This is a genomic window from Streptococcus sp. KHUD_013, from assembly GCF_052588545.1.
The window spans coordinates 617,031-640,861 of sequence record NZ_CP186264.1 but is presented as its reverse complement, the minus strand read 5'-3'; the positions used below and the strand labels follow the sequence as shown (position 1 = coordinate 640,861).

Sequence of the window (23,831 nt, the reverse complement as noted above, 5' to 3'; positions counted from 1 at the left end):
ACCTCCTATTATTTTAGAACAGTATATCCCGAAATCAAGTCACTGTCATCCGACTCAAGGCCGATTTCCTGGATCAATTGTCCCTTGATACTTAAGTAGTCCTCGACACCGACCACAGCGGTACTTTTGCAGATCAATCTGCCGCTTTCTCCTGAATTCTTGCCCACAGCTCGTACAAACATAAATCTTATAGTTTCCCTTATCAACTGAAGGGGCATACCGCAAGCCGTCTACCTTTTTGAGTAAGGCCTTGAAATCTTGATCCTGGTGGCGATAGCCCTTTTTCATATAGTAGAGATGGTAGTGACACAACTCATGACGGACAATCTTTCGAAAAATCTCCCAGCCAAATCTTTCTAGGATTCTAGGATTGAAATCCAGATGACCATCTTTAGGAAAGAAGCGACCGCCGGTCGAACGCAAGCGAGGGTTCCAGATCGCTTGGTGAAGAAAAGGGTGACCAAAATCTTCCAGCGATACTTCTTGAACGTATTTAGTCAGATTCATGTGGTGCCAAGAGGGAAAGATTCACTTTTTCCCGTTCTAAATCAATCTTGTAGACCCAAACGGTCACTAGGTCGCCAACTGAAACAACTTGACTTGGATGCTTGATAAATTGCTGACTCATCTGTGAAATGTGGATCAAACCATCTTCATGAATCCCAATATCGACAAAGGCTCCAAAGTCAACAACATTGCGGACAACTCCTTCTAGTTTTTGACCAATCTTCAAGTCTTTCAAATCAAGAACATCCTGGCGAAGGACAGGAGCATCAAAAGAATCACGTAAATCGCGACCTGGTTTGAGAAGATCTGCGACAATATCTTTCAAGGTTTCAGGGCCAATTTCAAGTTCCTGGGCCATAGAAACCGTGTCAATTTGTTTCAACTTGGCTTGGGCCTCTTCATCCATCTCCTTGATGCCTAGTAAGGTAAAGAGCTTCTTCACTGCAGGGTAACTTTCTGGATGGACCCCTGTCCGATCGAGGAAATTCTCACTTTCTGGGATCCGTAAGAAACCAGCTGCTTGTTCAAAAGCCTTGGCTCCCAGACGAGGAACCTTTTTAATCTGTGCCCGAGAAGTGATCAACCCTTCTTCTTCCCGGTACTTCACGATGTTCTCAGAAATGGTTTTATTGAGACCAGCCACGTGAGACAAGAGGGCTGGACTAGCAGTGTTAATATTAACTCCGACTTGGTTTACCACGGTATCGACTACGAAATCAAGGCTTTCAGATAATTTCTTCTGGCTGACATCATGCTGGTACTGGCCGACTCCGATAGATTTTGGATCAATCTTAACCAACTCAGCCAGTGGATCCTGCAAACGACGGGCAATGGAGATGGCTGAGCGCTTTTCAACTGTCAGTTCTGGAAACTCATGGCGAGCCAATTCACTAGCTGAATAGACAGATGCCCCGCTCTCGTTCACAATGACATAGCTGACATTTGGAACTTCCTTGAGAACTTCCGCAACAAAGGCTTCGCTCTCTCGACTAGCCGTCCCGTTCCCAATCGCAATGATTTCCACGCCGTATTGACGAATCAGCCGTTTCAGTTCTTCTTTGGCCGCTTCAATTTGTGCTGGTTTAGCCGGCGCAACAGGGTAAATCACCTGGGTGGTCAACATCTTTCCTGTCTGATCGACAACAGCTAATTTAGCTCCTGTCCGAAAAGCTGGGTCAAATCCCAAGACCACGCGCCCCTTGAGGGGAGCAATCAGCAAAAGGTGTCGAAGATTTTCAGAGAAAAGCTGAATGGCTCCATCTTCTGCCACTTCTGTCAGTTCTGTCCGAATTCGACGCTCCATAGCTGGTAGCATTTTCTTTTTCAGAGCCTGGTTAATGACTTCTTCAATGTAGCTATTCTTCGATTTAAATCGGGCTTCAAAGTGACGAATCAAACGGTCTACAGGATGCTCAAATCCAACCTTTAATACCCCTAATTTCTCTCCACGGTTTAAGGCCAGGGTTCGGTAGCCCTGCATGTTTGCAATCTTCTCAGAAAAATCATAATAGATTTGGAAGACTTGCTTCTCGTCTTTGCTTTCATCCTTCAAGCTAGAGGTGATCAAAGAGTGTTTGCGAATCTCCTGGTAGGTAAGGTTGCGCAATTGTGGGTCTTCTGCAATGGCTTCGACCAAAATATCGATTGCTCCAGAGATTGCATCCTTTACAGTTGGAAATCCTTCAGATAGGAATTCTTCTGCTGCTGTTTCCAAGTCCTTTTGATCTTGCAGAATCATCCGAGCAAGTGGAAAAAGTCCTGCCTCACGCGCAATGGTTGCCTTGGTCCGGCGTTTTTCCTTGTAGGGAAGATACAATTCTTCCACATCCGCCAATTTTTCAGCTTGCTCAATCGCTTCTTTTAAGGCTGGGGTCAGTTTCCCAAGCTCTTCAATCTTAGCGAGAACAGTTTCTTTCCGATCAGCTAAGGCTGTTAAAGACTTGTCCATGTCGATAATAGCTTTGATGGCTACTTCATCTAAATTACCCGTAGCATCTTTCCGATACCGAGCGATAAAGGGGATGGTGGATCCCTCTGCTGTTAAGGTCAAAACAGTATCAATCTGTTTGAGACTGACGCCCAATTCTTGGGCTATTTTTTCATATTTTTCCATATCTTCTATTATACCATAGAAGGCCTTCTATACTGCTTTTTCATCTTACTTTTGGACTTGATTTTCCCCTCTTTTTTGAGAATTTGATATAATGAGAAAAAAAGAAAAGGAGACCTATCATGGCGATTAAATTTTCAAAAACAGACGATTTAGACAAACTCTTTGAGGAATTTGCTGTCTTCCCAGATCCCCCTCAAGTCACTTTACCAGATGACAAGAAGAATGAGAAAGCAGGGGAAAAAGAGCAGAAGGATTCTAACAAATGAGTTTCTTCCAACAACTGCCAACCAGTGTCCTTCAGGCTGGAGCGATTTTTCTTTCGATTATGATTGAAGCCCTTCCCTTTGTTTTAATTGGAAGTATCATTTCAGGGGCGATTGATGTCTACATTACCCCTGAAAAAGTCTACCGAGCCCTTCCCAAAAATAAATGGGGGAGAATTCTATTTGGGACCTTGATTGGCTTTATTTTCCCTTCCTGTGAGTGTGGTATCGTCCCCATCATCAATCGCTTTTTAGAGAAGAAGGTACCTAGCTATACAGCTGTGCCCTTCCTAGTGACAGCCCCGGTTATTAATCCCATTGTCCTCTTTGCCACTTATTCTGCCTTTGGCAATTCTATTCAAATGGCTCTCTTACGAGCGATCGGCTCTATCCTGGTGGCGACTGTTCTGGGAATTTTCCTAGGTTTTTTCCAAACAGCTTCTATTCAACGGGCCAACCGCAAGGAAGTCCATCTTCATGACTTTTCAAAACTATCTGCCGGTCAACGCTTCTTCCAAGTGTTTGTGCAGGCCATTGACGAGTTTTTCGACACTGGACGCTATCTGGTCTTCGGTTGTTTATTTGCCAGTGTGGTTCAGGTTTATGTGCCAACTCGCGTGCTAACTTCTATTTCAGCGACGCCACTCCTAGCCATACTCCTCCTTATGCTTCTCTCCTTCCTCCTCTCCTTGTGTAGTGAGGCGGACGCTTTTATCGGCTCTTCCCTTCTCTCGAGTTTTGGCTTAGCTCCCGTTTTAGCCTTTCTGGTTATCGGACCTATGTTAGACGTCAAGAACCTCTTGATGATGAAGAATTATCTGACCAATCGCTTTATTGTCCAATTCATTAGCATCGTCAGTCTCGTTGTCTTGGTTTATGCTTGGTTTGTGGGGGTGGTCCTATGATTCGATTTCTCATTTTAGCAGGCTATTTCGAAATTACTATGTATTTGCAGCTTTCTGGTAAGCTCAACCAATACATTAATATGCATTATTCCTATTTAGCCTATATCTCTATGATTCTTTCCTTCCTCTTGGCTGTCGTCCAGCTCTATATTTGGATGAAGAATCTGCCCGTTCATAGTCACCTCACCAGTAAAAAAGCCAAAGTCATGAGTATTCTTCTGCTCCTGATTCCCTTGATTGTAGGGATTGGATTCCCGACAGTGACCTTGGATTCCCAAACGGTTTCAGCCAAGGGCTATCATTTTCCCATCGCGGCTGGCTCTTCCAAAGATATTCAAAATGATGAGGGCACAACCAACCAATACCTCAAGCCAGATACTAGCAGTTATTTTACCAAGTCTGCTTATGAATCTGAGATGAGGGCTGCAGCCAAGAAGTACCTCAAGCAAGATCATATCCAGATCACGACAGAAAACTATATGGAAGTCATGGAAGTGATCTACGACTATCCAGATGAATTTGCTGGAAAAACCTTTACCCTAACCGGCTTCATTTATAAGGATCCCCAGGATCCGGGCAGTCAGTTCCTCTTCCGTTTTGGAATTATCCACTGTATCGCTGATTCAGGAGTCTATGGTTTGTTAACCAAAGGAGCCTCCCAAACCTATGACGATAACACCTGGGTCCAGGCGACTGGAACTCTCAAGATCCAATACCATAAACAACTTGGCCAAAGCCTTCCTGTCTTAGACATAGAGGAAGCTCACTCAGTAGAAAAACCTACTAATCCCTATGTCTATCGAGTCTTCTAAAGGCTACTAAACATTACTCGGTTGTGACCTTTCGGTCCAACCTTTTTTCGTGGTTTCTTCCCTCATCCTTCTCTATGAAACTCAGAATCCTTTTACTTTCAAAGAGAAATTTTCTGAATTTTATGGTAGAATATGGTTTATCAAGTTAGAAAATAGGTATGAACATGTCCTCAAAAGTAATTGTAACCATTTTCGGGGCCAGTGGAGATCTAGCCCACCGCAAGCTCTATCCTTCCCTTTTTAGACTCTATAAAACTGGAAATCTTTCAGAGCATTTCGCAGTGATTGGAACTGCTCGTCGTCCTTGGAGCAAAGAATACTTTGAATCCGTTGTCGTTGAATCCATTTCGGATTTAGCAGACAGTCCTGAACAGGCGCAGGAATTTGCCAGTCATTTTTACTATCAAAGTCACGATGTTAATGACACGGAGCACTACATCAAGCTTCGTGAACTTCAAAATCAGCTCAATGACACCTACCAAGCTGAGCATAATAAACTCTTCTTCCTATCCATGGCACCTCAATTCTTTGGTACAATTGCCAAACATTTGAAATCTGAAGGCATTGTGGATGGAAAAGGCTTTGAGCGTTTGATCGTTGAAAAACCATTTGGAACGGATTTAGAAACAGCTAGTCAGCTCAACAAAGAACTGGAAGAAACCTTTGAAGAAGAGCAAATTTTCCGGATTGACCATTACCTCGGTAAAGAAATGATCCAGTCCATCTTTGCCCTCCGCTTTGCCAACCTAATTTTTGAAAACATCTGGAATCGTGACTATATCGACAATGTTCAAATCACTTTTGCAGAACGACTAGGAGTCGAAGAACGTGGTGGCTACTATGATGAATCTGGTGCCCTCCGCGACATGGTCCAAAACCATACCCTTCAACTGCTTTCTCTTTTAGCTATGGACAAACCAGCTTCCTTCACCAAGGAAGACATCCGTAAAGAGAAGGTGAAAGTCTTTGAACAATTGGTCAACCCATCTGATGAAGAATTAAAGAAACAATTTATCCGAGGTCAATACCGTTCTGGAAAAATTCAAGGGAAAAAGGACATCTCTTACCGTAGTGAACCAAATGTCAACCCTGAATCCATGACCGAAACCTTTGCTTCTGGTGCCTTCTTTGTGGATAGTGATCGCTTCCGTGGAGTACCTTTCTTCTTCCGTACAGGAAAACGTCTCACAAAAAAGGGAACCCATGTGAATGTGGTCTTTAAACAGATGGACTCTATTTTTGGTCAAGAAATTGAACCCAATGTGCTGACCATCTACATCCAACCAAACGAAGGCTTCTCTCTCTCTGTCAACGGGAAAGAAGTCGGCGAGCAATTCCAGATCGCTCCGATATCCTTGGATTATGAAACTGATGCGACAGCGACCGGTGCTTCTCCAGAGCCTTACGAAAAGTTAATCTATGATGTCTTAAATAATGACTCTACCAACTTTAGCCACTGGAACGAAGTAAAAGCATCTTGGAACTTGATTGACCGGATTGAGAAATTATGGGCAGAAAATCAAGTCCCTCTTCATGAGTACAAATCTGGAACCATGGGACCTCAAGCATCCTTCGACCTCTTGAAGGATTACAATGCTGAATGGGTCTGGCAACCAACGATTGAAGAATAATCTATCCATCTTACAAATAATACAACTGAAAAGAGGCTGGGACAAAAGTCCTAGCCTCTTTTCAGTTGTATTTGGATTGTCGAGCAAGACGCAGTGGTTGAGCGGGCTCTACTACGCAGGTTTCATCAGCTTTTACAGCCCTACTCAACTGTGCGGAGGTGGGATGACGAAATCGAATTCTAACGAATTACCGATTTCTGTCCCACTCTCTTTTTGTTTATATCAAGCCTTCTAACAAGCCACGCATAAAGTTCTCAGAATTGAATTCACCGATGTCATCGATTTTTTCACCAAAACCAATTAATTTTACAGGAATATCCAACTCTTCTCGGATTGCAAGGACCACTCCTCCTCGAGCTGTTCCATCAATTTTAGTGAGGACGATTCCAGTAATAGGCGTGATCTTGGAGAATTCCTTGGCTTGGACCAGAGCATTCTGTCCTGTGGAAGCATCTAATGCCAAGAAGGTTTCGTGAGGGGCTGTAGGATCCACCCTCTTGATAATGCGACCAATTTTTTCTAATTCAGCCATCAGATTGTCTTTGTTCTGAAGGCGACCAGCAGTATCAATCATCAAAACATCGACTTGCTCTGCCACGGCCCGTTCCATTCCATCAAAGACGACACTTGCAGGATCTGACTTTTCAGGACCAGTGACAACAGGCACATCCACACGGCGTCCCCATTCAGCCAACTGAGCAACAGCTCCTGCCCGGAAGGTATCTGCTGCGACCAACATCACTTTTTTCCCTTCCTTCTTGTACTTATGAGCTAGTTTTCCGATAGAGGTTGTTTTCCCAACGCCATTCACTCCCACAAAGAGCATGACCGTCAAGCCATCTTTAAAGTTAATTTGCTCATTGTATTGGCCATCTTTTTCGTAGAGATCCACCAATTTTTCAATGATCACGCGACGCAAGACATCCGGTTTCTTGGCATTTTCCAAACGGGCTTCATAGCGGAGCTCTTCTGTCAGATTCGAAGCGACCTGGACCCCTACGTCACTCATAATCAAGAGTTCTTCTAACTCTTCAAAGAAATCTTCGTCGACAGAACGGAAGTTGGCAAAGAATGCATTAAGTGCTGCTCCAAAGCCTGTCCGAGTTTTCTTCAAGCTCCGATTGTATTTTTCTTGAACCGTTTCTGTAGGTTCAGCAATCTCTGGCTCACTTGTAGTTTCTTCTACTAAAGGCTCTTCTTCAACCTCTTCTGAAATTTCAGGTTCGCTAGCAGCTTCCTCTACTGACAATTCTGCTTCAAGCTCTTCTGTATCTTCAGGTTCGCTAGTTGTTTCTTCTACTGGAGTGTCTTCTTCAAACTCTCCTGTTTCTTCCTCTGAACTTTCAGTAGTTGCTTCTTCAATTACTTCCTCGGGTTCTTTGGAAAGACTTGAAGTCTCATCCTCTGTTTCATTCTTTGCAAAAACATCCTCATCAAAGGCTTCTTGGGCAAGATCTGATGAAGAATTCAGAGGCTCTTCTTCAAGATTCTCTTCTTGTAACGTTTCTACTTCTATAGTCTGTTCTTCAGGAACAGGAGCAGGTTCGGTTACTTCCTCAGGAGAGGTAGCTTGCTCTAGTTGAGAAGAGCCCTCTTCCTCGATAGCTGTTTCCTGATTTACATGCTCTTCTGAAGGAACTTCTTCAATGGATGCTGTCGACTCTTGCGATGATCGCGCTGATTCGGCAGCCATTCGCTCTTTTAATTCTGCATAGTAGGCTTCCATTGCCGAAATCTTTGCTTCATCACTTTGTGAAGCCTTTTGTGATACTGGCTCAGCTGACGAGCTTGCTTTCTCAGGGCTTTCCACAAGCTCTTCTGTAAGATCCTGAACTTGTGGTTTTGTTTCTTCTTTTCTTCCAAATAGTCGGTCAAATAATCCCATTATTGACCCTCCTTCAATACATATTCTTCAATCGCTCTTCCGACTGCATCTTCATCATTGGTGTAGTCTGAGACTAGTGTGGCAATCTCTTTCACCTTATCCACCGCATTAGCCATGGCGATTCCTAGGCCTGCCCATCTTAACATGCTGGCATCGTTGGCTTCATATCCACACGCCATGACTTGGCTAGCATCGATTCCTAAATACGCAACCAAAGCTTCCAAGCCTCGATCCTTTTGAACGCCTTTGGGGCACCATTCCAAGAGCATGTCTCTGGATTTAAAAATCTCAAAACGCTCCCTTAATTCAGGAGAAATCTTTGGAATAGCGCCATCCAAATAGTCCTGTTGAAAGGCCGTTACACACTTATTGTAGGAAATCTGACTGGACAAATCTTCAATAGAAACGGGAATAAAGTTCAAGTAAGGATTATAGAGAGGGTAAAGAGATTCTTGATCAGATACAAGTGTATAAACAACCCCTTCGCTGATGGCATCTAGGGGCAAACCAAGGTCCTCTGTCTCCTCATAAATACGGACGACATCATCACGAGAGAAAACTGTCTTCGCAATGATCTCCCCTGTATTCTTTTGTACCAAGCCACCATTAAACGTAATGGTGTATTCATCTGACAAGCCGGCAGTCCCAATCTCTTGAAGCAGAAAATCCATAGCCTTGAGGGGACGACCCGTCGTCAAAACTACCTTGACCCCTTTTTCTTGAGCTGCACGAATGGCAGCTAAGTTCCGAGGGGAGATTTTCTTCTCTGAGTTTAAGAGAGTACCGTCCAAGTCTAGTGCGATAACCTTAATCTGACTCATAATTCTTCCTCCATGAAGCGAAGGATAGATCCTGTCGAATGGTGAGCTAATACTTTTTCAGCCAATTCCAAAATCTCTGGACGGGCATTTTCTGGCGCAATTGGATGGCCAACAACCTGCATCATATGAAGATCATTGAGGTTATCCCCAAAAGCTAGGACTTGATCTCGACTAATGCCTAGCTGATCCATTAGTGCTTGGATGGCGACTCCCTTGTCCACATAATCCAAGACAATATCAATGCACTCATAACCAGTGGTCATAGCCTTAACACCCTCAACATTTTGGGTAACCCAGGCTTCCCCTTCCGCTAATACTTCTTGGTCAAAATTGGTGGTCATCTTAAAGACAAGATCATCAATTTCTGAAAAATCAGACACCATTTGAATATTTTCATTGTAGTTTTGTGAAGCAGCTAGATAGTCTGGATCAACGGTTTTTAGAACATAGCTCCCACGTTTTCCCGTTAACAAGCACTTATTTTTATCAAAATAAGGACTTTCTTGTAACTTGGCAAACATGGCTTGGTAAAATTCAGGACTCATGGTCGCTTCATAGACATCTTCACCATGAAACTCAACAACACTGCCGTTTTCAGCTATAAAAATAATCTGATCCTGAACCTCTTTAAAGATTGTCTTCAAAGAGAGGAGAGGCCGACCACTTGCTACCGCAAAGTAGATCCCTTTTTCTTGAAACTTCTTTAATACCTTTAGGAATAAAGCTTGATCAAATTGATGATTTTCATCCAAAAAGGTCCCATCCATGTCTGTTGCGACTAATTTAATTTCCATTATCCATTCCTTCTATATCTTTCAGCTTCACAGATACAATCTTAGAGACTCCAGATTCTTGCATGGTCACTCCGTAGATGGAATCTGCTGCCGCCATGGTTCCCTTACGGTGGGTGACCACAATAAACTGACTTTCCTTATCAAAACGATTGAGGTAATCTCCAAACCGTTTAACATTGGCCTCGTCTAGAGCCGCTTCTACCTCATCCAAGATGACAAATGGAATAGTCTTGACACGAATGATTGAGAAGAGCAGCGCCAATGCTGACAAAGCTTTCTCCCCACCACTCATCAAATTCAAGGATTGAATTTTCTTACCTGGCGGTTGAACAGAAATCTCGACCCCAGCTGACAAGAGATCCCCATCCGTCAAGATGAGATCTGCTGATCCTCCCCCAAACATCTGTTTAAAGGTGATTCGGAAGGATTCACGAATCGCTTCAAACGTAGACTTAAAGCGTTCTTTCACCTCATCATTCATATCATTAATGGTTTCAAGAAGAAGATTCTTCGCTGCCAAGACATCTTCTCGTTGACCGGAAAGGAAATCAAACCGAGTCTTGACCTCATCGTATTGTTCGATAGCATCAATATTGACAGGGCCTAAGGCTTTAATCGCTTTCTCCAAGTCTTTTAAGACTTGCTCAGACTGGGCTAGATTTTCTAGTTCGTTGGCCTGATTAGATGCCTCTTCAAAACTCATCTTGAATTCGTCTGTCAGTGCCAACATGAGTTTATTCAATTTGTCTGCCAAGCGATCACGATTGGATTCTGCTTTGGCCTGTAGGCGAATCCACTCCTCATTTTGACGACGGGCTTGTTCCATATGACCCGCTACATCTTCAGACTGGCCTTCCAAATCCTCTAATTCAAATTGCTTACGAATCACAGCTTGCTCCAGAGCGGTTTTCTCTTGAAGGGTTGCTTGCAGTTGTTTTTCAAGGACAGAAACATCGATTTGCTCATGTCGATCTTCTCCCTGCTCAATCGCATATTGGAGAGCTTGGATTTCCCGTTCAGTAGAAGCCAACTCTTGCTGCAAGCGTTCGGCATCTGTTTGGTCATAAGTCAATCGACTCTTCAACTCTGTTTTCTGTAATTGGAGCTTGGCAATGGCTGCTCGTAAATTTTCAATTTTCTCGACAACGACATCTTTATTGAGCTTGACTTCTTCAATCTCAGCAGTGACTTGCTCTTTTTCCGCCTCAATTTCTTTCAGTCGCGCTTGCAAGTGATCCCGTTTTTTGAGAAGCTCCTGGTCGCTACCTTCATCCAGCTCTGTACGGATAAGTTCTAACAGTTCTTGGGCATCCAAGAGTTGCTGGTGAGCTTGCTCAAAAGCCAATTGAAGGCGTTGCTCTTCTAGTCGCGCCCCTTCTCCTTGGCCTTTCAAAGATTCTAGTTTTTCTTGTGATTGGGTCACTTGGTCCTGTTGCTCTTGAACCTGCCCTTCTACTTCTCGCAAATTCTTATGAAGAGAGGCCAATTCTTGGTGCAAACGATCCAGTTCTGGCTTGATAAAAATCGAATTATTGCTTCGATTCGCACCACCTGCATAGGAACCACCTGTGCGCAGTTCAGTTCCATCCAGTGTCACGATACGAACTTGGTAGGCAACCTTGCGAGCAGCCGCCTTAGCGTGCTCAATCGTATCAAAAATAGCCGTGACACCTAAAAGGTTTTGGAAAATCGACTCGAGGGAAGGATCATAGTCAACCAAACTGCTAGCCATCCCTAGGAACCCTGGACAGGCTTCAATCAGTTCTTGATTCTTTCCTGCAAGGTAGCGTGGTTTAATGGTTGTCAAAGGAAGGAAGGTTGCCCGACCCGAGCGATTCTTCTTCAGATGTTCGATTGCCCGTGTTGCTGCTCCTTCGTCTTCTACGATAATATGCTGACTGCTGGCTCCTAGAGCAATCTCTAAGGCAGTCTGATACTCTGGTGAGAAGGAAAGTTTTTCACTGACAGCTCCCACGATTCCACCTAAGCGAGCCGCTTCTTGCAAGACACTCTTTACGCCTGCATAAAAATTACTATGATTTTTTTGAATCGCCTCTAAACTGTTAATGCGAGCCTGTTTCTCCTTACTTTGATCCAGTAGATCAAACATCTTGGCTTGCCCTGTTTGATAGGCCTGGCGAGCTTCCTCAAACTGTTTCGCTTCTAACTGATAGGTCTCAAGCAAGTGTTTCAGATGCTCTTGAGCGAGTTGATAAGCCTCTTTAGCAACTTGCTCTTTTTCCTGCAATTCTGTCACCAATTGGATTTGATTTTTGTAATCTTCCTTTTTACTTTGTGACAATTGAGCTGAAGCTTCCAATTGATTTTCAATTGTTGTTAATTCATTTGACCGCTCTGCTTCATCCTGCATCAAGGCCACGTATTTTTCACGTAGATACTCGATCACCTGATCTGGATCTTCTGAGAAGCTGGCCAATTCTTTCTCCAGACTTTCGAGAGCTTCTTGGCTCTTTTGGAGTTCTTCTTGAAGACTCTTTGTATTGGCTTGTTTTTCTTCCAATTGATTCCGAAGAACTTGTAGGCGTTCTTCCAGAGCATTGACCCGCTCTTGATTTTCCTGACGGCTTCGGGCGACCTGTTGTGACTCCAAGCGTGCCAATTCGATTTGTTTCTCTAAATCGCTTAAGAGGCGAGTTAATTCTATGAGGCTAGCCTGATCATCTGATAATTGGTGTTGAAGGGCCTGACGACTCTGTTTCAATCGGAGGCTTTCTGCCTCGTACTCTTCTCTTTTCTGGTAATAAGCCTTTAATTGCTCCTGGATAGAGGCCTCTTTTTGGACTGCTTGATCATAGTCTTTTTTATTGACTTCGATCTGAGCAATCAAAACATCCAAATAAAGGACTTGGCGTTGTTGATCCAATTCTAAGAAACGTTTGGCCACAAGCGCTTGCTTTTCAAGAGGTTTGATTTGCCCCTCTAACTCAAAAATAATGTCTTCTAAACGGTCCAAATTATCCTGAGTTTGGACCAACTTAGATTCCGTTTCCTTACGACGCGTCTTAAATTTAAGAACCCCAGCGGCTTCCTCAAAAATAGCCCGTCTCTCTTCTGGTTTCGAGTTGAAGATTTCCTCGACCTTCCCTTGGGAAATAATGGAGAAAGAGTCTCTCCCAAGTCCAGTATCCATAAAGAGATCATGGACATCTCTCAAACGGACTTTCTTGCCATCAATCTTGTACTCACTGTCACCCGAGCGATAGATATGACGTTCTACTCGAATTTCTTTAGCAGCATGTTTGATAAAGCCATCCCGGTTATCCAGCACTACCGTTACACAGGCGTAGTTCAAGGGTTTACGAGTTTCCGTTCCTGCAAAAATCACGTCGGGCATCTTGCCTCCACGTAGGCTCTTGACACTTGATTCCCCTAAGGCCCACCGTAGACTTTCTGTAATGTTTGATTTTCCAGATCCATTAGGGCCAACCACTGCGGTTACCCCTTGGTCAAAGATGACCCGTGTCTTATCTGCAAAAGACTTAAATCCTTGAATCTCAATTTCCTTTAAATACATGAGGGATCCACCTTATTTTCCACTGCTTTTTTTGCTGCTTCTTGTTCTGCAGCCTTTTTAGACCGGCCACGTCCTTGACCGATGATTTTCCCATTGACAGACACTTGAACTTCAAATTCCTTGGCATGAGCCGGACCTGACTCACTCGTCACCTCATAAGTAATCTGTACATCGCCGTGGATTTGAAGGATTTCTTGCAAGCGTGTCTTATAGTCAATCACTTGTTCAAATTGACCTGCCTCGACTTTAGGAATCATGACTTGCTGAATGAAATTCCGAACAGTCTCCACTCCCTTATCCAAGAGCAAGGCCCCTAAAAAAGCTTCAAACAAATCTCCCAAGATGGTATCTCGGTTACGTCCTCCAGATTTTTCCTCTCCCTTGCCAAGTTTGATAAATTGATCGAAACCACAATCACGAGAAAAACCTGCCAGGCTTTCCTCACGAACAATCATGGAGCGCATTTTTGACAAATCACCCTCTGGCTTACTTGGGTAGAGGGCAAATAAATATTCGGAAATCACTAACTGGAGAACAGCGTCTCCTAAAAATTCCAAACGTTCATTATGTGAAATTTTTAAGAGGCGATGCTCATTCGCATATGAGGTATGTGTAAAAGCTGTTTCCAACAATTCTGTATCGTCAAAAGTCAGCCGAAATTTCTCAGCAAGAAGGTTATATAAGGCTTGCATCACGTTACTACTTTCTTTCTTCATTTATGCATCTGGATCGAATCTTATGACTCATTTCGTCCAAAAGATGCGCTCCTCTATTATACCAAAAAAGAGTGCGTATCGCACTCCTTTCCCTTGTTTTCACGATAGGATTTATAGGCTATTCTTTCCTTATCTCATTCTTCTTTATCCGGAATCACTTTGAACAAATAATAGCTTATAAAAATAGTTAATCCCACTAGACCTAATTTCACAAACCAGAGTGGAGCCAGGTAAATGGAAATCCCCATCAATAGGTAAATTTGTAGGATAATTCGTTTTTTCCGCTTCTTAGAGATCGACTTTGTTTCCCGATAATCTGCTACATAAGTTTGGTACAACTTGGTCCCATGTAACCATTTTTCAAATCGTTGAGAACTTTTTGCAAAACAAGCCATGGCTAATAAAAGAAACGGGGTCGTAGGTAAAATCGGTAAAGGAATCCCAATAATCCCTAATCCTAAGGAAATAAACCCCACTGTCATATATACATATTTCAAACTTACTACTCCTATCTTTCCATTCATTTCCAGTCTACAATACTGACCTAAAAGAGGCTGAGACAAAACTCCTAGCCTCTCAATTGTCTTTGGATTTCCGAGCAAGACGCAGTGGTTGAGTGGGCTCTACTACGCTGATTTCATCAGCTTTACAGCCCTACTCAACTGTGCGGAGGTGGGACGACGAAATCGAAGTCTAACGAATTACCGATTTCTGTCCCACTCTCTTTTTAATCATTTAGATATCTACTAATGGAGTCGCTGTATCTGGAGATGTATCCAAGACGTCAAAATCATGCCCCACTGCTAGATCTGCTCGAGCCAATTGATTGACCATGGTCATATGGGCCAATTCCTTGATATTGTTTTCCTTAGATAAGTGGCCTAGATAAATTTTCTTGGTCTTATTGCCTAGGGTCCGAATCATGGCATCGGCACCATCTTCATTAGAGAGGTGACCCAAATCGGATAAGATCCGTTGCTTTAATCTCCAGGCGTAAGAGCCTGCCCGTAGGATTTCCACATCATGGTTGGACTCAATCAAATAGCCATCAGCATTTTCAACAATTCCTGCCATCCGATCGCTAACATAACCTGTATCTGTCAGCATGACGAAACTCTTTCCATCCTTCATGAAACGATAGAACTGTGGAGCCGCAGCATCATGGCTGACACCAAAACTTTCCACATCCAAATCCCCAAAGGTTAAGGTCTTGCCCATCTCAAAAAGATGTTTCTGGGAGTCATCGATCTTCCCAAGGTACTTGCTTCCCTCCATGGCCTTCCATGTAGCTTCATTGGCGTATAGGTCCATCCCGTATTTACGAGCGAGTACACCAACGCCATGAATGTGATCCGAATGTTCATGTGTAATCAAAATAGCATCAAGATCTTCGGGTTTGCGATCAATTTCTGCAAGCAAACCTGTAATCTTCTTCCCGGACAAGCCTGCATCTACTAGAATTTTTTTCTTAGGTGTCTCTAGGTAAAATGAATTACCACTCGATCCTGAAGCCAAAATACTATACTTAAACCCTTTTTCATCCATTTGTTTTCTTATTCATCCTCATTATCCCATCCATCATCCCGGATAGCATCTTTATCATATGGTAGAACAATCGTGAAAGTAGAACCTTTTCCATATTCACTCTTGGCCCAAATAAATCCATTGTGCTGCTTGATAATTTCCTTCGCAATGGCAAGCCCTAAACCAGTCCCACCCTGGGCGCGACTACGGGCTTTATCCACACGATAAAAGCGGTCAAAAATACGAGGGAGGTCCTTTTTAGGAATCCCTAAGCCCTCATCCGAAATCGAAATAATCAACTGGGCATCCGTTGTTTTCATCCCCACACGAATTTCCCCACCATCTGGGGAATATTTAATGGCGTTATTTAAGATATTGTCTAAGACCTGCGTCATCTTATCTGTATCAATTTCAACCCAGACAGGAGAAATGGGATATTCACGAACAATATCATATTTCTTCTCTCCAGCCTGATTCTTCATCTTATCAAAGCGGTTCAAAATGAAGGTAATAAAAGCTGTAAAGTTGGTCAATTCAACATCCAATTGACTGGTTTCATTATCAATCCGTGAAAGACTCAATAAATCCGTCACCATCCGCATCATCCGGTTGGTCTCTGTCAAAGATACTTTAACAAATTCCGGTGCAACTGGATCAAAAATCGCTCCGTCATCCAAGGCTTCCAAGTAGGATTTGACACTGGTCAATGGAGTTCGGAGTTCATGACTAACGTTGGATACGAATAAACGACGCTCCCGCTCTTCCTTGTCCTGTTCAGTTGTGTCATGCAAAACGGCAACCAGACCAGAAATAAAACCAGACTCTCTCCGAATCAAGGCGAAGCGAACCCGTAAAGAGATGTACTCCCCATTTTCATCCTGCGAATCGATCGTCAGTTCCGGAACATTGGTAATCAAGTCACGCAGTTCATACTCTTCACTAATGCCAAGCAAATCCAGAATACTAGTGTTCATGACCTCTTCGACCACGACATTGAGTTGTTTGGCAGCCATTTCATTAACCAGGATAATCTGTCCTCGACGATTGGTCGCTAAGACTCCATCTGTCATATAGGAAAGAATACTGGTCAAGCGCTTGGTTTCTTGCTCCAAATTTTCATGCGTCAAACGGATAACTTCTGATAAATCATTGATATTGTTGGAAATCTCTGTCAATTCAGGACCTCCTTGTAAATCAATAATATCTGAATATTCTCCGATAATCAAACTCTTAATTTTATCATTCAACAAACGTAGCTTCATGTTATCCCGGCGATTTTCTAGGATCAGCAAGGCCACCACGATAATAAATCCAAGAGTGATTAATATAAAAACAAAATTATAAGAGGTCATGACTTCTTTGATGTGATTAATCATTGTTTCTCATATAGTAACCGACACCGCGGCGCGTTAAAATATACTCCGGACGACCTGGAATATCTTCGATTTTTTCACGCAAACGTCGAATCGTTACGTCCACTGTCCGAACATCTCCAAAATAATCGTAGCCCCAGACTGTTTCCAGTAAATGCTCACGGGTCATGACTTGCCCTACATGGGTCGCCAAGTGATAGAGCAACTCAAATTCGCGATGGGTCAGCTCGAGCTCTTTGCCTTTTTTCTGAGCAAGGAAGGCATCCGGAATGATTTTCAAATCACCAATCACAATATCTGAATCTGATATAGACTCTGTCTGTGATTCTACCGTTAGTTCTGTCCGACGCAACAAAGCTTTTACGCGAGCTTGAAGCTCACGATTTGAGAATGGCTTAGTCACATAGTCATCCGCACCAATTTCAAGACCGATAACCTTATCAAATTCGGTATCTTTAGCAGATAGGACAATAATCGGTACATTACTGGTCTTTCGAATGGTACGCGCTACTTCCAAACCATCAATTTCAGGAAGCATGAGGTCCAGAATCAAAATATCTGGGTTCTCAGCTTCGAAAACAGCCAGTGCTTCTTTCCCATCGAAGGCAGTCAAGACTTCATAACCTTCTTTCACCATATTGAATTTTATAATATCCGAAATCGGCTTTTCATCATCTACAACAAGAATTTTCTTCATACATGTACCTACTTCTATTTTTTCTTTGCTTCTTCAAATCTCTTTCCTTTCATTATAGCAAATTTCTTTTAAAAATGGGAGTTATACTTTGATTTGTAAAGAAAGAGAAAGAAAAAGGTTATGCAATGGAAAAATGATATCTAGATAATAGAAGCCACTCGAACAGCACTTAACCATCCACATAAAAGAGGCTGGGACAAAAGTCCTAGCCTCTCAATTGTCTTTGGATTGTCGAGCAAGACGCAGTGGTTGAGTGGGCTCTACTACGCTGATTTCATCAGCTTTTACAGCCCTACTCAACTGTGCGGAGGTGGGACGACGAAATCGAATTCTAACGAATGACCGATTTCTGTCCCACTCTCTTCTATCTTTTATTTTTCAACACGTGATTTATTTGCGATATCAGCAAGAATCAATTCGACAAATGCATCTACCGGCATGGTTTCTGTTTCTTTTTGTCCATAGCGACGAACGTTGACAGTTCCGTCTTCCATTTCCTTGTCACCAACGATCAATTGGTAAGGAATCTTGCTAGTTTGTGATGCACGGATCTTGAATTGCATTTTTTCATTACGTTCATCCACATCAGCACGGACACCACGGTCACGGAGCTTCTTAGCCACTTCCCAAGCGTAGTCCACGTGTTTCTCGTTAGATACTGGGATGAGGGTTACTTGATGTGGTGCAAGCCATGTTGGGAAGGCACCCTTGTAGTTCTCAATCAAGATCGCTGTGAAGCGTTCCATGGTTGAGATAACCCCACGGTGGATCATAACTGGGCGATGTTCTTCACCATCAGCTCCGATGTATTTAAGGTCGAAGCGTTCTGGGAGCAAGAAGTCAAGCTGGATCGTAGAAAGGGTTTCTTCTTTTCCAAGGGCAGTCTTAACCTGGATATCCAATTTTGGTCCGTAGAAGGCTGCTTCCCCTTCAGCTTCAAAGTAGTCAACGCCCATTTCATCAAGGGCAGCACGAAGCATGGTTTGGGCATTTTCCCACATTTCATCGTTATCAAAGTACTTGTGAGTATCTTGAGGGTCACGAAGAGAGAGGCGGAAACGGTATTCATTCAAGTTGAAATCTTCATAAACATCGATAATCAACTGAAGAGCACGTTGGAATTCTTCTTGGATTTGTTCTGGAGTCACAAAGAGGTGACCATCGTTAAGAGACATTTCACGTACACGTTGAAGACCTGTAAGGGCTCCAGATTTTTCGTAACGGTGCATCATACCGATTTCAGCGATGCGGATTGGCAATTCACGGTATGAGTGAACATGGTGTTTGAAGACTTGAATGTGGTGTGGGCAGTTCATTGGACGAAGGACAAATTCTTCACCGTCACCCATATCCATAGTTGGGAACATATCTTCTTGATAGTGATCCCAGTGACCAGAAGTCTTGTAAAGTTCTACAGAAGCAAGTGGTGGAGTATAGACGTGTTGGTAGCCAGAAGCCAACTCCTTGTCGACGATGTAGCGTTCCAATTCACGACGGATAGTAGCACCGTTTGGCAACCAGAATGGCAAACCTTGTCCAACCTCTTGAGAAATCATGAAGAGGTCAAGCTCTTTACCAAGTTTACGGTGGTCACGTTCTTTAGCTTCTTCACGCATTTGAAGGTAGTTCTTCAAGTCTTTCTTGTCAAACCAAGCTGTACCGTAGATCCGTTGCATCATAGCATTGTCGCTATTTCCACGCCAGTAAGCACCTGCTACATTGAGAAGGTGGAAGATTTGGATACGGCCTGTTGATGGGACGTGTGGGCCACGGCAAAGGTCTACGTATTCACCTTGACGGTAGATGGTCAACCCACCTTCGTCTTCTGAGTGCTCTTCAATCAATTCCAATTTGTATGGGTCGTTCTTGAAGATTTCACGCGCCTCGTCTTTAGTCACTTCTTCACGGATAGATGGGAAGTTTTCCTTAACGATTTTTTGCATTTCTTCTTCGATGCGAGGAAGGTCTTCGTTAGAGATTTGACCAGCTTCATTGTCAGTATCGTAGTAGAAACCATCTTCGATAGCTGGACCGACACCCAAGTGGATATCTGGGAAGAGGCGACGAGCTGCTTGGGCAAACAAGTGAGCCGCTGAGTGACGCAAGATTGGAAGGGCGTCTTCGTGATCAGGTGTCACAATTTCGATGCTCCCGTCTTCGGTGATAGCACGAGTGGTATCAATCAATTTGCCGTTGAATTTACCAGCAAGAGCTTTTTTAGCTAGGGAATTGCTGATGGATTGGGCAATGTCAAAAGTAGTCACGCCAGATTCGAATTCACGAACAGCGCCATCTGGGAAAGTAATCTTAATCATAATCTTCTCCTTATAAATTTTTAAATATCTTATGTTATAGTGAAACTCTTTTTTATTTCTTCATCAAAAAAACAAAAAAGCGACCTCCTCGAAAGGACGTCGCAACGTGGTTCCACCTTCATTTATGTTCCTCAAAAAAGAGGAACACCTCTGATTGGCTCTAACGTGGCCACCGTTTTATGTTTGCATAAAAAGTTCACCGAGTAGTCCCAAACCTATCCTCTACGCGATTTCCAGCCCCACGCGCTCTCTATCAGATTTCCTAGATTTGATATGTCTCTGACTAGTATTATAGCACGATTGAAATATTTTGCAAGAGGAAAAAGCCTCTCATCCGTAAGAGGTCCTTCTTTTGATCCTCTTACTGATTTGATTTACTCTAATCCAATAACTTGGTGATATTACGAATCTTTTTCACCTGTTTAAAGGAACCCTTCATGATTCTCACAGACCCATTCACTGGCATAGCGATGACCTTTTGTGGAATTTTCACAATGGACTTGGTTACCCGTTTGGTACGACTTTCCTCAGGATGACGCTCATTATAAAAATCTTTCGAAATAATGGCGTCTAGATAGAACTCATAGACCCTGCGACCAAAGTTTGTAGAAGAGATTTCATACAGCTTCTCCTCCCACTTAGCCTCATCCTTCTCTGGGGTTCCTATGGTCGCTTCTAAAATAGCTGCAGCCAAATCTTCTTCCTGGTCATACAAGATTCCGAACATCCGATCATTGATCACATTATCTAAATAAGGATTTTTCTGAGCAATTAAGGGGGTCCCACTAGCGATGCTCTCCAGATAAGTAAGACCTTGCGTCTCACTCGTTGAAGCAGAAATGAAGAAATCTGCCGCCTTATAGTAAAGGGCTGTTTCGTTCGGTGGAATCATCCCTGTGAAGATCACAGCCTGTTCGATGCCTAATTTTTGCACCTGTTTTTTCAAATCCCCTAAATAAGGCCCATCTCCTGCCACAATCAATTTAATATACGCATTTTCTTCTAACACTTTAGGCAATGCCGCAATAACTGCTTGGATATTTTTTTCATAAGAAACCCGTGACAAGCTCAAGAGCATGGTTTCACCCTCTTGAATTCCTAATTTTTCACGAAGGGCTTGCGTCTCCACTTGCGTGATTTCAGGTCGTTCAAACTTTGCCAACTCAATTCCTGTTGGAATAATCCGTTTTTCAGCCTTGACCTTATATTTCAGCAAGAGGTCATAGACGATCTCACTTGGACAGATTACCCCATCCAAGTCATTCATATACCCACGGACGATGTATTTGACCATACTTGGTCGGATAACCATCCCCTTAGCAATATAACGCACATAATCTTCATACTGGGTATGATAGGTATGAATTACTGGAATCCGAAGCTCCTTAGCAATCCAAACCCCGAGTAATCCTAAAGAAAACTCTGTCTGTGTATGGATCATATCCAGTTTGTATTGTTTGGCAATGGCCAAAGCCTTGGTAAAGCCGCGATAAGCAATCCGTCGATCCTTAAAAGCAAAGAAAGGGATACTTGGAATGCGGATAATTTGCCAGTCCTCATAGCGGTTAACATCCTTATCCGTCGTCGTAAAGATAAAAACAGTATGTCCCAACTTCTCCAATTCTGTTTTAAGAGTTCGAATACTGGTCGCAACCCCCGATACCTGCGGAAAATAAGTATCTGTAAATAATCCAATACGCATATTACATCTCCAATACCTGCTGATAAGCTTTGACTAGTTGATCGGCTACCAAATCAATTGAGCGGCTTTGAGCGACCTGGTCTCCCGCATCTCGCTTATCCACTTGACCAGACAAGACTTTTTCAAGAGAGTCCACAAACTCATCCACTGAATGACACAATTCTGCTGACTCTTGGTCCACCCAACCATGATAAACTGGAATATCCCGGAGAACGACATGCTGGTGACCCGCTAAGGCCTCTAGGACAACAATTCCTTCCGTTTCCTCGTAAGACGGGAAGAAGAAGGCATCCGCACCTGTCATGGCCCCTTGGAATACAGCTCCCTTAAAATAGCCAGGGAATTCAACATTGCTCGGATGATCTTTCTCGACCAGACGACGAATAGCCCGAGGAATCAACCATTTATTAATCGACCCCAACCAAATAAAGCGGACATCTGGCATCCGACGAGCCACTTCTACAAAGTCTTCAATCCCTTTTCGTCTAAAGTAGAGACCCGCACATAAAACGACCTTCTCTCCTTCTTGGATATTAAAGTGCTTCCGAAAAAACTCTTCTTTTTTGGGATCTTTTTTATATTTAGACAAATCAATCCCATTAGAAACAGCGACAATTGGAGTCTTGACCCCGTAGGACTGAATCAGTTGTTTCGAATACTCTGAAGGGGTAATAATAAAATCGGCTTTTTTATACATATGAGCCAAATATTTGCCAAATAAGGGAGCAAACAAATTGGATCCGATAAAGGAATTTTGGAAATCTTCCCGTGTGGAATGCCCATGCATAATGACCTTTTTCCCCCGACGTTTGGCAGCATGTAAGAGTAACAAACTCCGAGGACCATAGGTATTAATATGGACCACATCATAATCTCCTAAAATATCTGTCGTATAGGGAATCCCAGCCAAATCCAAGGCATGCATCTGATGTTGGAGGGCACGGCCAATCCCTGATTTTTGTAAAACGGATTTTCCTTCAAGATACAGTAAAACTTTCATACCCTCTATTATACCTGATTTGGCAGACCCCTTCAAGTTTTACCGGAGATTCATGCAGAGACAAGAAAAAAGGAAGCCTTGGCTTCCTTTTGTTTTTACTTCTTCGTAGTCCCACGATGATTGATGGTATGGGCAAGAAGAACTTCTCTTTCTTCCAATTCTTCCTTATGCATAATTTTTGTCAGCATCCGCATACTGATAGCCCCCAAATCATAAAGTGGTTGGCCAACAGTTGAAAGATTTGGACGAGTGTAGCGTGTAATTTGTGAATCATCACTGGTAATCAACTCAAAATCTTCCGGTACGTTCACACCTTGATCAGCTAGACCATTAAGCAAACCTGCTGCCAATTCATCCCCAGTTACAAAGGCTGCTGTTGCTTTAGATGCAATGATGCGTTCAGCCAAGTTATAGCCTTCTTCATAGCGGTACTTAGACTCAAAGACCAAGCCTTCACTGTAAGACAATTTTTTTGCTTTCAAAGCATCTTTGTAGCCAGCCAAGCGAATCTTACCGTTGATATCATCTACTAATGGTCCACTTACAAAAGCAATCTTTTTATTTCGTTTAGCCAATAATGTAACCGCGTCTACTGTCGCTTGCTTGTAATCGATATTGACACTTGGCAATTGATGTTCGACATCAACTGTCCCAGCAAGGACCACCGGTGTCCGAGAACGAGAGAATTCTGAACGAATCTTTTCTGTCAAGTGATAACCCATGAAGATAATCCCATCGACCTGTTTTGAGAAAAGAGTATTGACAACAGAAACTTCTTTATCATCGTCTTCATCGCTGTTGGCAAGGACGATGTTGTACTTGTACATTTCAGCAATGTCATCGATCCCCTTTGCCAGAGTAGAGAAATAACTATTGGTAATATTTGGAATCACAACACCTACCGTTGTGGTTTTCTTACTCGCAAGTCCACGAGCTACTGCATTCGGACGATAGTCCAAACGTTCAATGACTTCCAATACTTTTTTACGAGTATTTTCCTTAACGTTCTTATTTCCGTTCACGACACGGCTAACAGTCGCCATTGAGACACCCGCCTCTCGGGCAACGTCGTAAATGGTTACAGTATCGTCTGTATTCATATTACTTCCTTTCTTTATTGAAAATTTCGTTTTCAGTCTTCTATAACAACTATTTTATCACTTATTGTAAACACTTTCAAGCATTTTAACATCTTTTTGCAAACTCTTGATTTTTTAGGGAAAATCTGACAAAATATT

At 43.0% G+C, this 23,831-nt stretch carries 19 protein-coding genes; 4 read left to right on the top strand and 15 right to left on the bottom strand.

All coding sequences use genetic code 11. The annotated features are described in order from the left end of the window. Nucleotides 1–54 precede the first annotated feature (54 nt). A complete protein-coding gene (locus ACOXXR_RS02895) occupies nucleotides 55–507 on the bottom strand; it encodes a SprT family protein (protein ID WP_061564199.1) in 453 nt (150 codons plus the stop codon). Next, nucleotides 494–2,620 (bottom strand): Tex family protein, encoded by a 2,127-nt coding sequence (locus ACOXXR_RS02890; RefSeq protein ID WP_061564200.1) that lies wholly within the window; start codon nucleotides 2,618–2,620, stop codon nucleotides 494–496. Before ACOXXR_RS02890 ends, ACOXXR_RS02895 begins: the two co-directional genes overlap by 14 nt. A gap of 119 nt (nucleotides 2,621–2,739) precedes the next feature. Between ACOXXR_RS02890 and ACOXXR_RS02885 the strand changes: the two genes are divergently transcribed. The 4 genes from ACOXXR_RS02885 to zwf all read left to right on the top strand — a co-directional run bounded on the left by ACOXXR_RS02885 (nucleotide 2,740) and on the right by zwf (nucleotide 6,231). Then, a complete protein-coding gene (locus ACOXXR_RS02885; RefSeq protein ID WP_023023895.1) occupies nucleotides 2,740–2,886 on the top strand; it encodes an SPJ_0845 family protein in 147 nt (48 codons plus the stop codon). After that, the gene (locus ACOXXR_RS02880; protein WP_023023898.1) at nucleotides 2,883–3,788 is read left to right on the top strand and encodes a permease; all 906 of its coding nucleotides are present in this window, start codon (nucleotides 2,883–2,885) and stop codon (nucleotides 3,786–3,788) included. The genes ACOXXR_RS02885 and ACOXXR_RS02880 overlap by 4 nt, the downstream gene beginning before the upstream one ends. Continuing rightward, a complete protein-coding gene (locus ACOXXR_RS02875) occupies nucleotides 3,785–4,600 on the top strand; it encodes a TIGR03943 family putative permease subunit (protein ID WP_023023901.1) in 816 nt (271 codons plus the stop codon). Before ACOXXR_RS02880 ends, ACOXXR_RS02875 begins: the two co-directional genes overlap by 4 nt. A gap of 164 nt (nucleotides 4,601–4,764) precedes the next feature. Continuing rightward, complete coding sequence (gene zwf / locus ACOXXR_RS02870; protein ID WP_023023903.1) at nucleotides 4,765–6,231, top strand: glucose-6-phosphate dehydrogenase; 1,467 nt, start codon at nucleotides 4,765–4,767, stop codon at nucleotides 6,229–6,231. A gap of 217 nt (nucleotides 6,232–6,448) precedes the next feature. Here zwf and ftsY read toward each other — a convergent pair whose 3' ends face one another. The 13 genes from ftsY to ccpA all read right to left on the bottom strand — a co-directional run bounded on the left by ftsY (nucleotide 6,449) and on the right by ccpA (nucleotide 23,693). Continuing rightward, nucleotides 6,449–8,116 (bottom strand): signal recognition particle-docking protein FtsY, encoded by a 1,668-nt coding sequence (ftsY, locus tag ACOXXR_RS02865; protein WP_023023905.1) that lies wholly within the window; start codon nucleotides 8,114–8,116, stop codon nucleotides 6,449–6,451. Next, on the bottom strand, nucleotides 8,116–8,937 hold the full coding sequence (locus ACOXXR_RS02860) for a Cof-type HAD-IIB family hydrolase (protein ID WP_445278688.1): 822 nt from the start codon (nucleotides 8,935–8,937) through the stop codon (nucleotides 8,116–8,118). The genes ftsY and ACOXXR_RS02860 overlap by 1 nt, the downstream gene beginning before the upstream one ends. Beyond that, on the bottom strand, nucleotides 8,934–9,731 hold the full coding sequence (locus ACOXXR_RS02855) for an HAD family hydrolase (RefSeq protein WP_414284217.1): 798 nt from the start codon (nucleotides 9,729–9,731) through the stop codon (nucleotides 8,934–8,936). Before ACOXXR_RS02855 ends, ACOXXR_RS02860 begins: the two co-directional genes overlap by 4 nt. Beyond that, nucleotides 9,721–13,266 (bottom strand): chromosome segregation protein SMC, encoded by a 3,546-nt coding sequence (gene smc, locus ACOXXR_RS02850; RefSeq protein ID WP_445278687.1) that lies wholly within the window; start codon nucleotides 13,264–13,266, stop codon nucleotides 9,721–9,723. Before smc ends, ACOXXR_RS02855 begins: the two co-directional genes overlap by 11 nt. Then, complete coding sequence (gene rnc / locus ACOXXR_RS02845; RefSeq protein ID WP_042361176.1) at nucleotides 13,257–13,958, bottom strand: ribonuclease III; 702 nt, start codon at nucleotides 13,956–13,958, stop codon at nucleotides 13,257–13,259. Before rnc ends, smc begins: the two co-directional genes overlap by 10 nt. 158 nt (nucleotides 13,959–14,116) lie before the next feature. Continuing rightward, nucleotides 14,117–14,506, bottom strand: coding sequence for a YbaN family protein (locus ACOXXR_RS02840; protein WP_373364506.1), 390 nt, complete (start codon nucleotides 14,504–14,506; stop codon nucleotides 14,117–14,119). A 211-nt stretch (nucleotides 14,507–14,717) separates the two neighbouring features. Then, nucleotides 14,718–15,527 carry an MBL fold metallo-hydrolase gene (locus tag ACOXXR_RS02835; RefSeq protein ID WP_023027096.1) on the bottom strand — a complete coding sequence of 270 codons (810 nt, stop codon included), beginning with the start codon at nucleotides 15,525–15,527 and terminating at the stop codon, nucleotides 14,718–14,720. Between the two features lie 8 nt (nucleotides 15,528–15,535). Continuing rightward, complete coding sequence (gene vicK, locus ACOXXR_RS02830) at nucleotides 15,536–16,882, bottom strand: cell wall metabolism sensor histidine kinase VicK (RefSeq protein WP_445278686.1); 1,347 nt, start codon at nucleotides 16,880–16,882, stop codon at nucleotides 15,536–15,538. Continuing rightward, on the bottom strand, nucleotides 16,875–17,576 hold the full coding sequence (gene yycF, locus ACOXXR_RS02825; RefSeq protein WP_342991941.1) for a response regulator YycF: 702 nt from the start codon (nucleotides 17,574–17,576) through the stop codon (nucleotides 16,875–16,877). The genes vicK and yycF overlap by 8 nt, the downstream gene beginning before the upstream one ends. 371 nt (nucleotides 17,577–17,947) lie before the next feature. Then, on the bottom strand, nucleotides 17,948–19,891 hold the full coding sequence (gene thrS, locus ACOXXR_RS02820) for a threonine--tRNA ligase (protein WP_445278685.1): 1,944 nt from the start codon (nucleotides 19,889–19,891) through the stop codon (nucleotides 17,948–17,950). Between the two features lie 379 nt (nucleotides 19,892–20,270). Next, nucleotides 20,271–21,593, bottom strand: coding sequence for a glycosyltransferase family 4 protein (locus ACOXXR_RS02815; protein ID WP_445278684.1), 1,323 nt, complete (start codon nucleotides 21,591–21,593; stop codon nucleotides 20,271–20,273). Nucleotide 21,594: 1 nt separating this feature from the next. Further along, nucleotides 21,595–22,593, bottom strand: a complete 999-nt coding sequence (locus ACOXXR_RS02810) for a glycosyltransferase family 4 protein (RefSeq protein WP_042361181.1) — start codon at nucleotides 22,591–22,593, stop codon at nucleotides 21,595–21,597. Nucleotides 22,594–22,688: 95 nt separating this feature from the next. Next, on the bottom strand, nucleotides 22,689–23,693 hold the full coding sequence (gene ccpA, locus ACOXXR_RS02805; protein WP_006595886.1) for a catabolite control protein A: 1,005 nt from the start codon (nucleotides 23,691–23,693) through the stop codon (nucleotides 22,689–22,691). Nucleotides 23,694–23,831 lie beyond the last annotated feature (138 nt).

Excerpts from the sequence above, each read along its gene's own strand:
- smc (WP_445278687.1), bottom strand. The coding sequence starts at position 13,266 with ATGTATTTAAAGGAAATTGAGATTCAAGGATTTAAGTCTTTTGCAGAT.
- zwf (WP_023023903.1), top strand. The coding sequence starts at position 4,765 with ATGTCCTCAAAAGTAATTGTAACCATTTTCGGGGCCAGTGGAGATCTA.
- ACOXXR_RS02840 (WP_373364506.1), bottom strand. The coding sequence starts at position 14,506 with ATGAATGGAAAGATAGGAGTAGTAAGTTTGAAATATGTATATATGACA.
- ACOXXR_RS02815 (WP_445278684.1), bottom strand. The coding sequence starts at position 21,593 with ATGCGTATTGGATTATTTACAGATACTTATTTTCCGCAGGTATCGGGG.
- vicK (WP_445278686.1), bottom strand. The coding sequence starts at position 16,882 with ATGATTAATCACATCAAAGAAGTCATGACCTCTTATAATTTTGTTTTT.
- ACOXXR_RS02810 (WP_042361181.1), bottom strand. The coding sequence starts at position 22,593 with ATGAAAGTTTTACTGTATCTTGAAGGAAAATCCGTTTTACAAAAATCA.
- ACOXXR_RS02875 (WP_023023901.1), top strand. The coding sequence starts at position 3,785 with ATGATTCGATTTCTCATTTTAGCAGGCTATTTCGAAATTACTATGTAT.
- ACOXXR_RS02895 (WP_061564199.1), bottom strand. The coding sequence starts at position 507 with ATGAATCTGACTAAATACGTTCAAGAAGTATCGCTGGAAGATTTTGGT.
- ACOXXR_RS02885 (WP_023023895.1), top strand. The coding sequence starts at position 2,740 with ATGGCGATTAAATTTTCAAAAACAGACGATTTAGACAAACTCTTTGAG.
- yycF (WP_342991941.1), bottom strand. The coding sequence starts at position 17,576 with ATGAAGAAAATTCTTGTTGTAGATGATGAAAAGCCGATTTCGGATATT.
- ftsY (WP_023023905.1), bottom strand. The coding sequence starts at position 8,116 with ATGGGATTATTTGACCGACTATTTGGAAGAAAAGAAGAAACAAAACCA.
- ACOXXR_RS02860 (WP_445278688.1), bottom strand. The coding sequence starts at position 8,937 with ATGAGTCAGATTAAGGTTATCGCACTAGACTTGGACGGTACTCTCTTA.
- ACOXXR_RS02855 (WP_414284217.1), bottom strand. The coding sequence starts at position 9,731 with ATGGAAATTAAATTAGTCGCAACAGACATGGATGGGACCTTTTTGGAT.
- ACOXXR_RS02880 (WP_023023898.1), top strand. The coding sequence starts at position 2,883 with ATGAGTTTCTTCCAACAACTGCCAACCAGTGTCCTTCAGGCTGGAGCG.
- thrS (WP_445278685.1), bottom strand. The coding sequence starts at position 19,891 with ATGATTAAGATTACTTTCCCAGATGGCGCTGTTCGTGAATTCGAATCT.
- rnc (WP_042361176.1), bottom strand. The coding sequence starts at position 13,958 with ATGCAAGCCTTATATAACCTTCTTGCTGAGAAATTTCGGCTGACTTTT.
- ccpA (WP_006595886.1), bottom strand. The coding sequence starts at position 23,693 with ATGAATACAGACGATACTGTAACCATTTACGACGTTGCCCGAGAGGCG.
- ACOXXR_RS02835 (WP_023027096.1), bottom strand. The coding sequence starts at position 15,527 with ATGGATGAAAAAGGGTTTAAGTATAGTATTTTGGCTTCAGGATCGAGT.
- ACOXXR_RS02890 (WP_061564200.1), bottom strand. The coding sequence starts at position 2,620 with ATGGAAAAATATGAAAAAATAGCCCAAGAATTGGGCGTCAGTCTCAAA.